At 28.1% G+C, this 12,822-nt stretch carries 15 protein-coding genes; 14 read left to right on the top strand and 1 reads right to left on the bottom strand.

Annotated features, from left to right (window positions below):
* The first annotated feature begins 164 nt into the window (after positions 1–164).
* The 7 genes from ACYUEW_RS10880 to ACYUEW_RS10850 all read left to right on the top strand — a co-directional run bounded on the left by ACYUEW_RS10880 (position 165) and on the right by ACYUEW_RS10850 (position 8,164).
* A complete protein-coding gene (locus ACYUEW_RS10880) occupies positions 165–881 on the top strand; it encodes a transaldolase (protein ID WP_460276745.1) in 717 nt (238 codons plus the stop codon).
* Between the two features lie 23 nt (positions 882–904).
* Positions 905–1,342 carry a PTS sugar transporter subunit IIA gene (locus tag ACYUEW_RS10875; protein WP_003485280.1) on the top strand — a complete coding sequence of 146 codons (438 nt, stop codon included), beginning with the start codon at positions 905–907 and terminating at the stop codon, positions 1,340–1,342.
* Positions 1,343–1,370: 28 nt separating this feature from the next.
* A complete protein-coding gene (locus ACYUEW_RS10870) occupies positions 1,371–1,655 on the top strand; it encodes a PTS sugar transporter subunit IIB (protein WP_003361919.1) in 285 nt (94 codons plus the stop codon).
* Between the two features lie 12 nt (positions 1,656–1,667).
* Positions 1,668–3,032, top strand: a complete 1,365-nt coding sequence (locus ACYUEW_RS10865) for a PTS ascorbate transporter subunit IIC (protein WP_003358211.1) — start codon at positions 1,668–1,670, stop codon at positions 3,030–3,032.
* A gap of 220 nt (positions 3,033–3,252) precedes the next feature.
* A complete protein-coding gene (locus ACYUEW_RS10860) occupies positions 3,253–5,346 on the top strand; it encodes a BglG family transcription antiterminator (protein WP_265203487.1) in 2,094 nt (697 codons plus the stop codon).
* 337 nt (positions 5,347–5,683) lie between these two features.
* Positions 5,684–6,037: a zinc-ribbon domain-containing protein gene (locus tag ACYUEW_RS10855; protein ID WP_003358205.1), complete on the top strand. Its 354-nt coding sequence runs from the start codon at positions 5,684–5,686 to the stop codon at positions 6,035–6,037.
* A 432-nt stretch (positions 6,038–6,469) separates the two neighbouring features.
* Complete coding sequence (locus ACYUEW_RS10850) at positions 6,470–8,164, top strand: ATP-binding protein (protein WP_460276744.1); 1,695 nt, start codon at positions 6,470–6,472, stop codon at positions 8,162–8,164.
* Between the two features lie 54 nt (positions 8,165–8,218).
* Here the strand turns inward: ACYUEW_RS10850 and ACYUEW_RS10845 are convergent, their stop codons facing one another.
* A complete protein-coding gene (locus tag ACYUEW_RS10845) occupies positions 8,219–8,782 on the bottom strand; it encodes a helix-turn-helix domain-containing protein (RefSeq protein WP_460276743.1) in 564 nt (187 codons plus the stop codon).
* A 328-nt stretch (positions 8,783–9,110) separates the two neighbouring features.
* On the opposite strand from ACYUEW_RS10845, the gene ACYUEW_RS10840 reads away from it, so the two are divergent.
* The 7 genes from ACYUEW_RS10840 to ACYUEW_RS10810 all read left to right on the top strand — a co-directional run bounded on the left by ACYUEW_RS10840 (position 9,111) and on the right by ACYUEW_RS10810 (position 12,808).
* On the top strand, positions 9,111–9,305 hold the full coding sequence (locus tag ACYUEW_RS10840; protein ID WP_460276742.1) for a helix-turn-helix domain-containing protein: 195 nt from the start codon (positions 9,111–9,113) through the stop codon (positions 9,303–9,305).
* Positions 9,306–9,359: 54 nt separating this feature from the next.
* Positions 9,360–10,721, top strand: a complete 1,362-nt coding sequence (locus ACYUEW_RS10835; protein WP_163256089.1) for a DnaD domain protein — start codon at positions 9,360–9,362, stop codon at positions 10,719–10,721.
* Positions 10,722–10,995: 274 nt separating this feature from the next.
* Positions 10,996–11,544 carry a sigma-70 family RNA polymerase sigma factor gene (locus tag ACYUEW_RS10830; protein ID WP_460276741.1) on the top strand — a complete coding sequence of 183 codons (549 nt, stop codon included), beginning with the start codon at positions 10,996–10,998 and terminating at the stop codon, positions 11,542–11,544.
* A gap of 35 nt (positions 11,545–11,579) precedes the next feature.
* Positions 11,580–11,714: a YvrJ family protein gene (locus tag ACYUEW_RS10825; protein ID WP_265231895.1), complete on the top strand. Its 135-nt coding sequence runs from the start codon at positions 11,580–11,582 to the stop codon at positions 11,712–11,714.
* A 289-nt stretch (positions 11,715–12,003) separates the two neighbouring features.
* On the top strand, positions 12,004–12,225 hold the full coding sequence (locus ACYUEW_RS10820) for a DUF1659 domain-containing protein (RefSeq protein WP_460276740.1): 222 nt from the start codon (positions 12,004–12,006) through the stop codon (positions 12,223–12,225).
* Positions 12,226–12,245: 20 nt separating this feature from the next.
* Positions 12,246–12,473 carry a DUF2922 domain-containing protein gene (locus tag ACYUEW_RS10815; protein WP_003485300.1) on the top strand — a complete coding sequence of 76 codons (228 nt, stop codon included), beginning with the start codon at positions 12,246–12,248 and terminating at the stop codon, positions 12,471–12,473.
* A gap of 200 nt (positions 12,474–12,673) precedes the next feature.
* Positions 12,674–12,808 (top strand): hypothetical protein, encoded by a 135-nt coding sequence (locus ACYUEW_RS10810; RefSeq protein ID WP_265229281.1) that lies wholly within the window; start codon positions 12,674–12,676, stop codon positions 12,806–12,808.
* The last annotated feature ends 14 nt before the right edge of the window (positions 12,809–12,822 follow it).

Raw genomic sequence — 12,822 nt, 5'->3', positions numbered from 1 at the left:
ATAGCATTATCATTTTTCAGTTTAAATAATCATAGATACTCCATATTAAAAATTGCCACAATTATGTTGAAATATATTAATCTTGATGGTGAAACCCTTAGTTTATATAATTAAGACATAGAAGAGAAAAGGATTACAGTATATAAAACTAAGGAGTGATTTTTATGAAGTACAACGATTTAAAAATTAAGATATTTGCAGACGGAGCAGACTTAAATGGTATGTTAGATGCTTATAATAAAGGAATAGTTAAAGGATTTACAACAAATCCATCTCTTATGAAAAAAGCAGGGATTACTGATTACAAGGAATTTGCAAAGGAAGTATTGGCAAAAATAAAAGATATGCCTGTATCCTTTGAAGTTTTTTCAGATGATTTAGAAACTATGGAAAAGGAAGCAGAAGTTCTTGGAAATTTAGGTGAGAATGTTTATATAAAAATACCTGTTACAAACACAAAGGGTGAATCAACAGCACCACTTATAAAGAAACTTTCAAAGAAAGGATATCACCTTAATGTAACTGCTATATTTACAATAGATCAAGTAAAAGAAGTAGTAGAAGCATTAAAATCTGGAGTAGATAGTATAGTATCAGTATTTGCAGGAAGAATAGCAGATACAGGAGAAGATCCAGTTACAATTATGAAAGAAGCAAGCAAAATTTGCAAAACTAAAGAAGGCGTAGAACTTTTATGGGCAAGTTGCAGAGAATTTTATAGCATAGTAGAAGCAGATAAATGTGGTTGTGAAATAATTACTGTAACAAATGACATACTTAAAAAAATGCCTAACATGGGAAAGGATCTAAAAGAATATTCTATTGAAACTGTAAGAGGATTTTACAAAGACGCATCTAGCCTTGGATTTTCAATTTTATAATTGCAAGAAGGGCGGTAAAACTAATGCTTAAAAATTATATAAACGATCAGGTTGTAGAAGTAAACGTGGAAGTGAAAAACTGGGAAGAGGCAGTAAGATTAGGTGGAAAGCTATTAGAGGAAGATGGAGCCGTAGAACATAGCTATATTGATGCTATGGTAGATACGGTAAAAAACATGGGACCCTACATTGTAATAGCACCTGGAATAGCAATGCCTCATGCAAGACCTGAAGCTGGAGCTAAAAATATAAGAATTGGACTTTTGAAGCTTAAAAATCCAGTTAATTTTGGCAATGAAGAACATGATCCTGTAGATATTGTTATATTTTTATGTGCTGTAGATAATAAGGCACACATTGAGGTCTTAGGGGAACTTGTTCAGCTTATAGAAGATGATGATTTTTTAAAGATTGTACGAAATGCATCAACAAAGAAAGAAATACTAGATTATATAAAATAAAATATATAAACAAACTGGAGGGATTAATATGAATATTTTAACTGTATGTGGAAATGGAATTGGAAGCAGTCTTATGCTTGCAATGAAGATAGAGGAAATATGTAAAGAAAACGGAATAGCTGCAAATGTAGAATCTACTGATTTTAACTCTGCTCAAGGTAAAAAGGCGGATTTAATAGTAACAGTAAAAGAACTAGCAGAACAATTTGAAGGAAGAGATGTAGCCGTGGTAAGAAGTTATATAAATAAGAAAAAAATCACAGAGGATGTACTTGAAATTATAAAACAAAAGGATGAAGAATTAAAAAAATAGGAGTTGATTAAAATGTTAGGATTACTTCAATTTTTAAGAGACGTTTTAAAACAACCGGCATTATTAATGGGTATTATGGCATTAGTAGGACTTGTAGCCTTAAAGAAACCTGGACATAAGGTTCTTACAGGAACTTTAAAACCAATATTAGGTTACTTGATGCTTGGTGCCGGTGCAGATTTTATAGTAGCAAACTTAGAACCCCTAGGAGGAATGATCCAAACTGGTTTTAACATAACTGGAGTAGTACCAAATAATGAAGCAATCGTTGCTGTTGCCCAAAAGGTATTAGGGGTAGAAACCATGTCAATTTTAGTAGTTGGACTTTTGATAAATCTTGTTATAGCAAGGTTTACTAAATACAAATATGTATTTTTGACTGGTCATCATAGTTTCTTTATGGCATGTCTTTTATCAGCAGTTTTAGGAACTTCCGGTATGAAGGGAACTGAACTTATATTATTTGGTGGATTTTTACTTGGAGCATGGAGTGCAATATCACCAGCAATTGGACAAAAATACACATTAAAAGTTACTGATGGCGATGAGATTGCTATGGGTCACTTTGGAAGCTTAGCATATTATGTTTCAGCTTGGGTTGGTTCAAAAGTAGGCAAGCCTGAAGAAAGTACTGAAAATATTGAAATTCCTGAAAAATGGGGATTCTTAAGAGATACTACTATTTCTACAGCAATTACAATGATGGTATTTTATATAGTAGCAGCAGTAGCCGCTGGTCCTGAATATGTATCTAAATTATCAGATGGAATGTCACCTATATTATTTGCTATAATGTCATCACTAAAATTCGCAGTTGGTGTTACTATTGTTTATAACGGTGTAAGAATGATTCTTGGAGATCTTATACCAGCATTCCAAGGTATTGCAACAAAAATTATACCAGATGCTATACCAGCAGTTGATTGTGCCGTATTTTTCCCTTATGCACCTACAGCAGTTATAATCGGTTTTGTAAGCTCATTCATAGGTGGAATTATAGGTATGGTTTTACTAGGAGTAGCTGGAGGAGTGCTTATAATACCAGGACTTGTACCTCACTTCTTCTGTGGTTCTACAGCAGGTATATTTGGAAACGCAACAGGAGGAAAAAAGGGAGCTGTAATTGGAAGCTTTGTAAACGGACTTTTGATAACCTTTGCCCCAGCATTACTTCTTCCAGTACTTAGTACCCTTGGATTCAAAAACACAACCTTTGGTGATTTTGATTTCGGTGTTCTTGGTATAATTATTGGAAAAACATCAAATCTAGCAGGAAAAACAGGAATAATAATTATTGCTATGTTGATGTTAGTAGCTCTTATAGTTCCAAACTTTATTAAAACTAAATCAAAAGCATTAAATAATATAGAAGAATAAATTAATAAAAAGGAGTTGTAAATATATAAAATGATTTCCAGAAAGTTTTCATTTTAATATATTTACACTTCTTTTTTATATAATAAGTTTATAATAAAATCTATAGTTATTATATAAAGAGTATTTTATTGTGGATTATTAGGCATTTTAAGTAATATAGTAAATAAATTTTATTTGGCAATTATATTTTTAATTTAAACACTAAAGGAGATGATGCATCGTGTTAAATAAAAGATGCTCAAATATCTTACAGATGATAGTAAATAACGAAAAGCCTATAACTATAAAGGAAATTTCTAAAAAAGTTAATAAAAGTCCTAGAACAGTAAGATATGATTTAGATAAAATAGATGATTATTTAGCTGAGATTGAATTTCCTAAACTTGAAAGAAAATCTAACTTAGGCATCAGCCTAGATTTAAAGGATGAAGAAATAAAAAAACTTTTTAAGATTATTGGCAAAATTAATAATTATGACTATGTTCTTTCTCAAAAAGAGAGAGTATTTTATATAATTTATGAGCTTTTAAATAAGAGTGAATTTGTAACTATAAATATGCTTTCAGATAGGATGATGGTAAGCCGCAGTACTATAATAAATGATTTAATAGAGGTTAAAAAATGGCTATCAGAAAATAAAATAACCCTTGAAAGTTCAAAGGGACAGGGCATAAAAATATTGGGAAGGGAAAGGGATCTTAGACGGGCTGCAGTAAAGCTCTTTTTTCAGAGCATGGATTCTATAAACTTTTTCAATGTAACCACCCTTAAGCTTTTTAATGATATAGATATAGACTTTATAAGAAATACTATTAAAATTGCAGAGGAGCAGATGGAAACTTCATTTTCAGATGATGCTTTTAATAATCTTGTTATTCATATAGCTATAGCCATTAAAAGAATAGAATTATCAAAGGATATAATAATGGATAGTGAAGAGCTTAAGAATCTAAGGAAAACTGCGGAATATGCTATTGCATCAGGTATAGCAAAGATGCTTGAGGATAGATTCAAAATATCTATACCAGAGGACGAAATAGGCTATATAACAATTCATATTTTAGGTAGCAATACTTCTACCCTTGAAAATATTGTAAAGGATGATTGGATTTATTTACATCTTATAGTATTTAAACTAATAGAAAATGTAGAAAATATAACAGGAATTAATTTTAGTAAGGATAATAAGCTTTTTGATAGTCTTGCTCAGCATATTCGTCCAGCTATATACAGGCTTAAACATGATATTAAAGTAAAAAATCCATTGATAGAAGAAATAAAAGAGAAATATTCCTATATCTTTGAAAGTATAGAGGAAGGTGTAAAGTTCATAGAAGAGGATATAGGTGATAGTGTAAATCAAGAGGAAATAGGATATCTTACACTACACTTTATGGCTTCCATAGAAAGAAGCAAAAATAAAAACCATAGAAAACCAAATGTACTTATAGTATGCGCCACAGGCATAGGTACATCAAAGTTTATTTCTAATAAATTAAAATCTATATTTGATATAAATATAATAGACACCATATCCAGCCATACTATGGAAAAGGTCCTTAAATATAATAAAAACATAGATTTAATTGTAACTACAATTCCATTAAAGGCTAAGGGGATAAAGTGTATAGAAGTAAATACATTTTTAACGGAAAAAAACATCAGTGAATTAGGTTTATACTTTGCAAAATTTATTAGAGATAACAGTGAAGAATGCAATAGTTCCTGTAAATATGAAGAAAGAGATAAGGTGCAAGAGATTTTAAATATTATAAAAGAAAATTGTACTATACATGATTATTATAAATTGAGAAATAAACTAGCACTATATTTGAATATAAAAGATCCTACCATTACTGAAGATCATAAACCTTCTTTAAAAGAACTACTAAAACCTGATTTTATTAAATTAAATGAAGAAGCTAAAGACTGGGAAGATGCAGTAAGAAAAAGTGGGGAGATATTAATGAATAATGGCTGTGTAAAGGAATCCTATATAGATGCTATGGTAAACACAGTAAAGAATATGGGCCCTTATATTGTTATAGCACATGGAATAGCTATGCCCCATGCAGCACCAGAGGATGGAGTTCTAAAAACTGGTATAAGTATGCTAACCTTAAAAAATCCAATTTCCTTTGGAAATACTGAACATGATCCAGTAAGTGTTATAATTTCAATATGTTCCATAGATAAAGTAAACCATATGAATGCATTAAAAGAGTTAATGAGCATTATGGATCAGGAAGACTTCCTTTCAAAGGTTAAAAATATAAAAACTTCCTCTGAAATAGGTTCCTTTTTATATAGTTGAATTAAATAATAAAAACAAAAGCTCTCATAATCTGGGAGCTTTTGTTTTGTAATAATTTATATGTTTAATTATTAAATTATTTTTTATATTTATAGATAATAAGCTCTAATTGACGTAGAAAATCTTTTGAAAAACCACATGTTTCTTTATTAGACATTTCATTTATATCAAGTCATAAGCAATTCATTATCCCCCTATTATTTATTACTTGCTAATTTATATATAAGTTTTAAATTATCTATTATATTCAGAGGATTATGTATATTTATGTTATATATTGTAATAAATACGGACAAATGGTATAATTGTGAAGAAATAATTTGTATGAGGTGATAAAATGATAATTTGGGGCTGGGGAAAAGTAACCAAAAAGATTATTGGAGCAGTTTTTGAACGTACATGTAACTATTGTAATACTGATGAAGTTTGGAATTTATGTGTTGTAAGAACATGGTTTACGTTATTTTTTATTCCTATAATACCCTATAAAAAACAATATTGCATTGCCTGTCCAAAATGCTGGAGCTATATAGAACTTACACAGGAGGAATTTGAAAAAATAAAAATTGATATAACCTCTAGTTCTAATAATATTAATGAAAAAGTTGTTACCGATAATATAAAATATGCTGGAAAGACAGAAACTCAAATTAATTATTTAAAACAGATGGAGGAATATGCTAATAAGTAAATTATTAAAATCTGTTGATTTATAATAAATATTTTAATTTGATAACTTTTATAAGTTTATAAAGCATAGGTTCAACTGGAAATTGCTATAGGAGATAAATTACTATAGTAATTTTTATTTTTTGTACAATACATAAATATTAAGATAATTTAATTAGTTTGATAGATTAGTTTATAAAGCAAAAGCTCTCACAATGTGAAAGCTTTTTTGTAAATATAGTTTTTTAAAGCCTTTTATTCAAATGATATGAAATATAGGGTATACTATAAGCAGTGAACCCAAATTTACAATTTAGTGTGATAAGCAGGGCATCAAAATCTTTGATTTTGTTTGCATCGCTTATGCAAGTATTGTAGTCGCTTACTTCTACGAAAAGTAGAAGTTTCAACAAATAAGATTCTTGGGATAAAATTAAGTTAGGAGTGAGAGTAAATGAAAAGAATACCCTATGGGATTTCTAACTTTGAAGTTTTAAGAGAGGAGGATTATCTTTATGTAGATAAAACCTCTTACATAGAATTATTAGATAGATACGCTCCTTATAATTTTTTTATAAGGCCTAGAAGGTTTGGTAAAAGCCTTTTTATATCAATGCTTGAGAACTATTATGATATAAATAAGAAGGATAAGTTTGAAGAATTATTTGGAGATTTATATATAGGTAAAAATCCTACAAAAAATAAAAATAGATTTCTTGTATGGAAAATAAGTTTTGCAGGAGTAGATGCAGGACATGGGGAAGAAGAATTAAGAAAGAGTTTTAATTTTAAAGTTTCATCAGCAGCAAGAGAATTTTTATATAAATATGGTAATTTATTAGGTGAAAACAAATTACCTATGGAAGATATGAGTGCAGAAATGGTTGTAGCTCATATAAGTATGCTTAGCAAAATCAACAATAAGCAAGTATTTGTTTTAATAGATGAATATGATAATTTTGCCAATGAGCTGATTACAGGAGGAAAACAAAGTACTTATAGTGGTATACTTCATGGTGAAGGTTTCGTTAAGGTATTTTATAAAGCCATAAAGGATGCAACAGCGGACAATTTTAATAGAATATTTATGACTGGAGTAAGTCCTATAATGCTAGATGATTTAACTAGTGGTTTTAATATTACTATGAATTATACCTTAGATCAAAATCTTAATGCTATGATGGGTTTTACAAGAGGCGAGATTTCTTATATTATGGATGAAGTGGATATAGAAAATACAGAACTTAGAGAAAAGATATGTACTGATATGACCCAATATTATAATGGATATAAATTCAACAAAAATTCTAGATCAGTTTTTAATCCAGATATGTCCATGTATTTTCTTAATAAATATTTAGCTTATAATGAATATCCAGAGGAAATGATAGACAACAATGTAAAAACTGATTATGGAAAAGTTAATCAGTTAGCTTATAATTTTAATGATAGAGAAGCGCTAGAAGAAATTATGAGCACAGGGGAAACTTCTACCATGTTAGTAGATAGATTTAATATTCATACTATGTATAGTGTGAAAGAAAATTTTAAATCTTTATTATTCTATCTTGGAATGCTTACAATAAAAGAGCAAGGTCCACTAGGTACAGTACTAAAAATACCTAACTACGTAATAAAAACAATATACTGGGAGCAATATTTCCAAAGTTTAAACAAAGACTATAATATTCAAATACAAAACATAAGAATAGCTGTTAATGAAATGAGAATGAATGGAAACATTCAGCCCTTAATAAATCTTGTAAGTAACATATTAGAGGATTTATCCAATAGAGATTTAATAAAAATGGATGAAAAAAATATAAAGATGATGCTTCTTACACTATTAGGAGTAGACAGTACTTATTTTATAAAAAGTGAAGATGAGAACAATAAAGGCTATGTAGATATAATGCTTAAAAGAAAAATTCAGTTTAAAGATATAACTAAATTCCAGTGGATTATAGAACTAAAATATATAAAAGAAAGTGAAAGAGATACCTTAGAAAAAGTAAAAGAAGAAGGAATAAAACAGCTCCAAGGATATGCTGAAAGTAAAATGGTTCAAGAAGAACTTGGAGAGGATGATTTAAAGAAGGTATTAATTCTTGTGGTAGGAAAAAAACATATTTATACTGTAGATATATAAAAAAGAATAGTTTTAAAAGCTCTCACAATGTGGGAGCTTTTGCTTTATAAAGGTCTATTTTTTATATTTGTAGCTAACAAGGTCCAATTGGTGTAGCAAGTCCTTTGAAAAGTCACATATTTCTTTATCAGACATTTTATTTATATCAAGTCCTAAGCAAGTCATTAAATCCGTATTATTTATTAAAAAATCTATGATTTCTTCTAAATTATCTAGAGAATGAGTAGTGCTTTCTTTTAATAAATTATTATCTTTAGTTAAAGAATCATATATATAATTTAATTTCGCATCGGGATCTTTTTTTATTTCCTCTCTTATATTATGTACATTTTCTTTATCCATATTATGTAATTGAAGGTTTATAAATTTATCTATGTCTTTATTAATTTTATTCTCATCTTGAAAATAACTTAGTGAAACACCACAGGCTGAGGCTATTGAATTTAAAACAATAAAACTTGGATAAGTTCTTCCAGCCTCTATATCTCCAATGTAACTTTGAGATTTATTTATATCCTGTGCCAACATTTGCTGAGTATATCTTTTACCAACTTTTTCACTTTTAAGTTTTCGCGCATTTTTTACTAATTTGCCTAACTCCTTTTTACTTAAGCCCAAAATAAAACCCCCCTAAATAGCCATTTTTATACATTGTAACGTGATTTACGTACAAAGTCAATTAAAAGACTGTATATATATGTAAATTAACGTAAATAATCTATAAACACAGATAAGACAGGTTAATTATAAAATACCCTATTTTAAAGGACAATAGCATTTTGAAAAAAATGAAAGTTAATGGTATATTGTGGTTAACGATAATCACGTTTAAAATCTGAAAGGAGGGTACTAATGAACGTTAACTTAATAATTAACTTATTGTACTTGATGTTTATAACGTTAATATTGGGTATATATTTTTATATACTGATATGGAGGGGTAAACATGGAAGAATATTTATATACAGTTGAAGAGGTGGCTATAATTTTAAATGTAAATAAAAATGTTGTATATGATCTAATTAAAAAAGGACGTTTGCAAGCACTTAAACTTGGAAAACTTAAAATAACTAAAAGTACATTATTAAAGTACCTAAAAGACTATAAAGGCAAAGATTTGTCAGATATACCTCAGGTTTAAAGATTAACTTTATAAAGTTTAATATTATTAAATATAATAAAGGAGGACATGGAATTGGCCAAGTACAGACAACTTTATACAGAATTTTGGAATGACAGTTTTGTGTTAGAACTTGATCCAGAAGAAAAGTATTTCTACATTTATTTATTGACTAATCCTAATACTTCTCAATGCGGAATTTACGAATTACCTAAAAAAATTATAGAGATGCAAACAGGGTACAAAGGGGAAACTGTAGATAAACTTTTAAAAAAATTCGAAAGGTATAAAAAAATAATTTATTCAGAGGAAACTAAAGAAATAATTATATTAAATTGGGCCAAGTATAATGAACCTAATAATATTAATGCAATAAAATGTGTTAGTAAGGAACTTAAAAAGATAAAAAATAAAAATTTTATTGATGAGCTATGTTTTCAATACTCTAATATTGGATTAGAAGTGGATAAGCTATTTCCTGATATAAAAGATACTCTTGCTAGTAAACATAAAAATAATAAAGTTGAAGATAGTTTTATAAATGAAGATGAAAGAAAACAAATTGAAGATAAAAGAAATCAAAATGAAAATGAGCTTATAAATATAGATACATATGATGAAAAAAAAGAGAAATTTATAGATACAAATAGAGATAATAAAGTTCAAGATAGCTTTATAGTTAAGGATGAAAATTATAAAACTAGAGATAGTTTTATGGCTATAGATGAAACTAGTGAGACTGAAGATAAATTTATATTTGCAAACATAGGTAAAAGCTATGAAATAAAAGATAGTTATACGGATATTACTAAGGACCATGAAGGGGCTCATAAGGGCCTTGCAAGTAAAGAAATAATAAGTAATAAACAAGAAATAATAAATAATAAAGAAGAAGTAATAAGTAATAGTTGTTGTAGTAATAAAGAAAAAGAAAGTAAGAATAACATACAAGATAATAATGATTTTAAGGTGGATATGTATACAAAAGTTGCAACAAAAATAAATACTACAACTGATACAGCTGTAAAGTCTGATATGGTTGAATCTTGTAGAGCTAATTTTAAAAACATAAAAAGTGTACTAGCTGTTTTTGAAAGCAATATACACAAGGCAGTACCTATGGAAGAGAAGAAAATTATAGCCTGGGGCAATAAGTTTAGCTATGATGTGATTGTTATGGCTATAGAGGAAGCTATAGGTAACAACATAAAAAATATAGGATATATAGAAAAGATCTTAAACACTTGGTTTGCTAAAGGGTTAAATTCTATTGAGGATATAAAAGCCTATAAAACACAGTGGGAAGAAAAAAAGAACAAGCTAAATAATAAAGAGAAGTCTAAAAAAAATACTGTAGATCATTGGGATTATGGTGAACAAAGAGAATATGACTTTGAAGACCTAGAACGAAAATTATTGGGGTGGCAAACAGCTTAAATCAGAGTACAGATTACAGAGTATAGATTACAGAGTAGAGAGTACAGATATTAGAGCAGAAGTCGGGACAGAGTTTAAGACAGAGTAAAGATTACAAAAGTTTGAATAGAGTTTTTGGATGAATTAGTAAGCTGTAATTAGAATTTTATAGAAAATATTAATAAGATAAAGTACAAGCTTTAGAGTGATTAGTAAATTGTAGTTTCTTATTTGTATTTTTGTGAATTTTAATTCGGGTTTAATCATATTGTGATAAAAAAGAGGGGGATTTTTTATGTATAAATTGCTTGAGAAGTATAGAAATGGGGATGTGGAGGCTTTAAATAAAATTATAGAAAACTTTAATCCCCTTATATTAAAAGAAGCTTCAAAATGGAGAATACAATGTTATGAATATGAGGATTTAGTCCAGCATGGCTATCTTTCTGTAATAAAAGTTGCCAATATATTTCAAGGTGAAGAAAGTAAATTTGTTCCCTATTGCATAAATGCTATTAAAACGAATTATAAAGCTCTCTTAAAAGGAGAAATAAAACATCATCGAGAAATGCCAGATGAATATATATTAGATAAATATGATGATGAATATATGTTTACTATAGAAGATGAAATATTAGCCTATGAAAAAACAAAAGAGATTTACGAGGCTTTGGACGCACTTACCTCCGAGGAAAAGAATATTATAAATGATTTTTATTTTAAGGAAAAAACAATAGATAAAATTGCTAAAGAAAATAATAAAAGCTATAACAATGTAAGATATAAAAAAGATAAAATAATAAAAAAACTGCAAGATAGCTTGGAAAAGCATAGTTATGATTAGAGTAGAAATTACTCTGAAAAAGGAGTGTTGGGAATATGTATGACAACATAGTAGAACTTATAAGTAATGTAGGATTCCCAGTAGCAATTAGTGTATATCTTTTAGTTAAAATCGAAAAAAAGCTTGATGATTTAATTAAAGCTTTTAATGATTATACTAAAAGATCATAACAGGCTATGGAACACCAAAAAGAAAGGTTCAATTTAGGACCTTTCTTTTTTATATAGAAATTGTATCATTATTAAATATTTATATAATAGATCCAATGTAAGATGCTCTCTTTTAAGTAGAGAAGTATAAAATAAAATATAGTATGACTGATATGCTCCATTTATAGAACACGATTTGAATAATAAAACTGTGTTTTAAAAATTATTTAGTGTTTTTTTACAAATGAGGGTTTTAAGGCATATATATAGATGAAAACACAATAAAACAAAAATAAAGGGGGTAAAAACTATGGCAGTAAGCAAAAATCTTTTAGAAAGAAATCTAGCTATTTCCTATGCAGATGGTCTAGATGAGAAAGGAAAAAATATCGTAAGAAAGGCTACTTACAAAAATGTAAAATTAACTGTAGAACCAGAAGCTCTTATGACAGTAGTAGATTCAATAAATCCATTGATGCCAGAGGGCATATCAGAAGCTACAGTATTAGAAAACTACGTATTATTAAAATAATTGAAAAGGGGGTATAAATTATGAGTACAAAAAAATATCTAAATTTAGTCTTTAGAACTGAAGAGGATTCTACTTCAACTATAAAAATCCCAAAGGTTAAAGAGGATGTAACAGAAGAGGAAATAAAGAATTGTGGTAAGGCTATTGTAGATCAGAACATATTCCAAAGTAAAAATGGAGACCTTTCAGCACTTAAAGTTGCTAGGATTATAACAACTGACACAGAAGAAATCAAAATAGAACAATAATATATATTTTTATTATAATGGTAAGGATATTTTTATAGAGGTCGCAAATCCTTTATAATAAATATCTTAATAAGAAGTAATTAAAAAGAGTACAGATTAAATTATTATACAAAAATATTTTAAATAAATTTAAATATACTATAAATCATTAAGTTTCTAAAGAAAACTTAGTTATAAAATAAAGAAGGGACTATCTTATATTGCATTTTATGCATTGTAAGATAGCCCCTTTTATAAGTGCTAAATTAATAGTTGCAGTAGGGGAAAAGCAACATAACAAAAATGTAACATTAATGAAACATAGTTTCATTGATACAACAAGTGGAATTGTATAAAATAAGTTACATAA

Source organism: Clostridium sp. CTA-1 (genome assembly GCF_054768215.1).
This window is presented reverse-complemented; position numbering and strand designations above follow the sequence as displayed.

Bases quoted from the DNA above. Each gene is read 5' to 3' on its own strand.
- ACYUEW_RS10870 (WP_003361919.1), top strand. From the start codon at position 1,371: ATGAATATTTTAACTGTATGTGGAAATGGAATTGGAAGCAGTCTTATG.
- ACYUEW_RS10825 (WP_265231895.1), top strand. From the start codon at position 11,580: ATGTATGACAACATAGTAGAACTTATAAGTAATGTAGGATTCCCAGTA.
- ACYUEW_RS10815 (WP_003485300.1), top strand. From the start codon at position 12,246: ATGAGTACAAAAAAATATCTAAATTTAGTCTTTAGAACTGAAGAGGAT.
- ACYUEW_RS10865 (WP_003358211.1), top strand. From the start codon at position 1,668: ATGTTAGGATTACTTCAATTTTTAAGAGACGTTTTAAAACAACCGGCA.
- ACYUEW_RS10875 (WP_003485280.1), top strand. From the start codon at position 905: ATGCTTAAAAATTATATAAACGATCAGGTTGTAGAAGTAAACGTGGAA.
- ACYUEW_RS10850 (WP_460276744.1), top strand. From the start codon at position 6,470: ATGAAAAGAATACCCTATGGGATTTCTAACTTTGAAGTTTTAAGAGAG.
- ACYUEW_RS10830 (WP_460276741.1), top strand. From the start codon at position 10,996: ATGTATAAATTGCTTGAGAAGTATAGAAATGGGGATGTGGAGGCTTTA.
- ACYUEW_RS10880 (WP_460276745.1), top strand. From the start codon at position 165: ATGAAGTACAACGATTTAAAAATTAAGATATTTGCAGACGGAGCAGAC.
- ACYUEW_RS10840 (WP_460276742.1), top strand. From the start codon at position 9,111: ATGGAAGAATATTTATATACAGTTGAAGAGGTGGCTATAATTTTAAAT.
- ACYUEW_RS10855 (WP_003358205.1), top strand. From the start codon at position 5,684: ATGATAATTTGGGGCTGGGGAAAAGTAACCAAAAAGATTATTGGAGCA.
- ACYUEW_RS10820 (WP_460276740.1), top strand. From the start codon at position 12,004: ATGGCAGTAAGCAAAAATCTTTTAGAAAGAAATCTAGCTATTTCCTAT.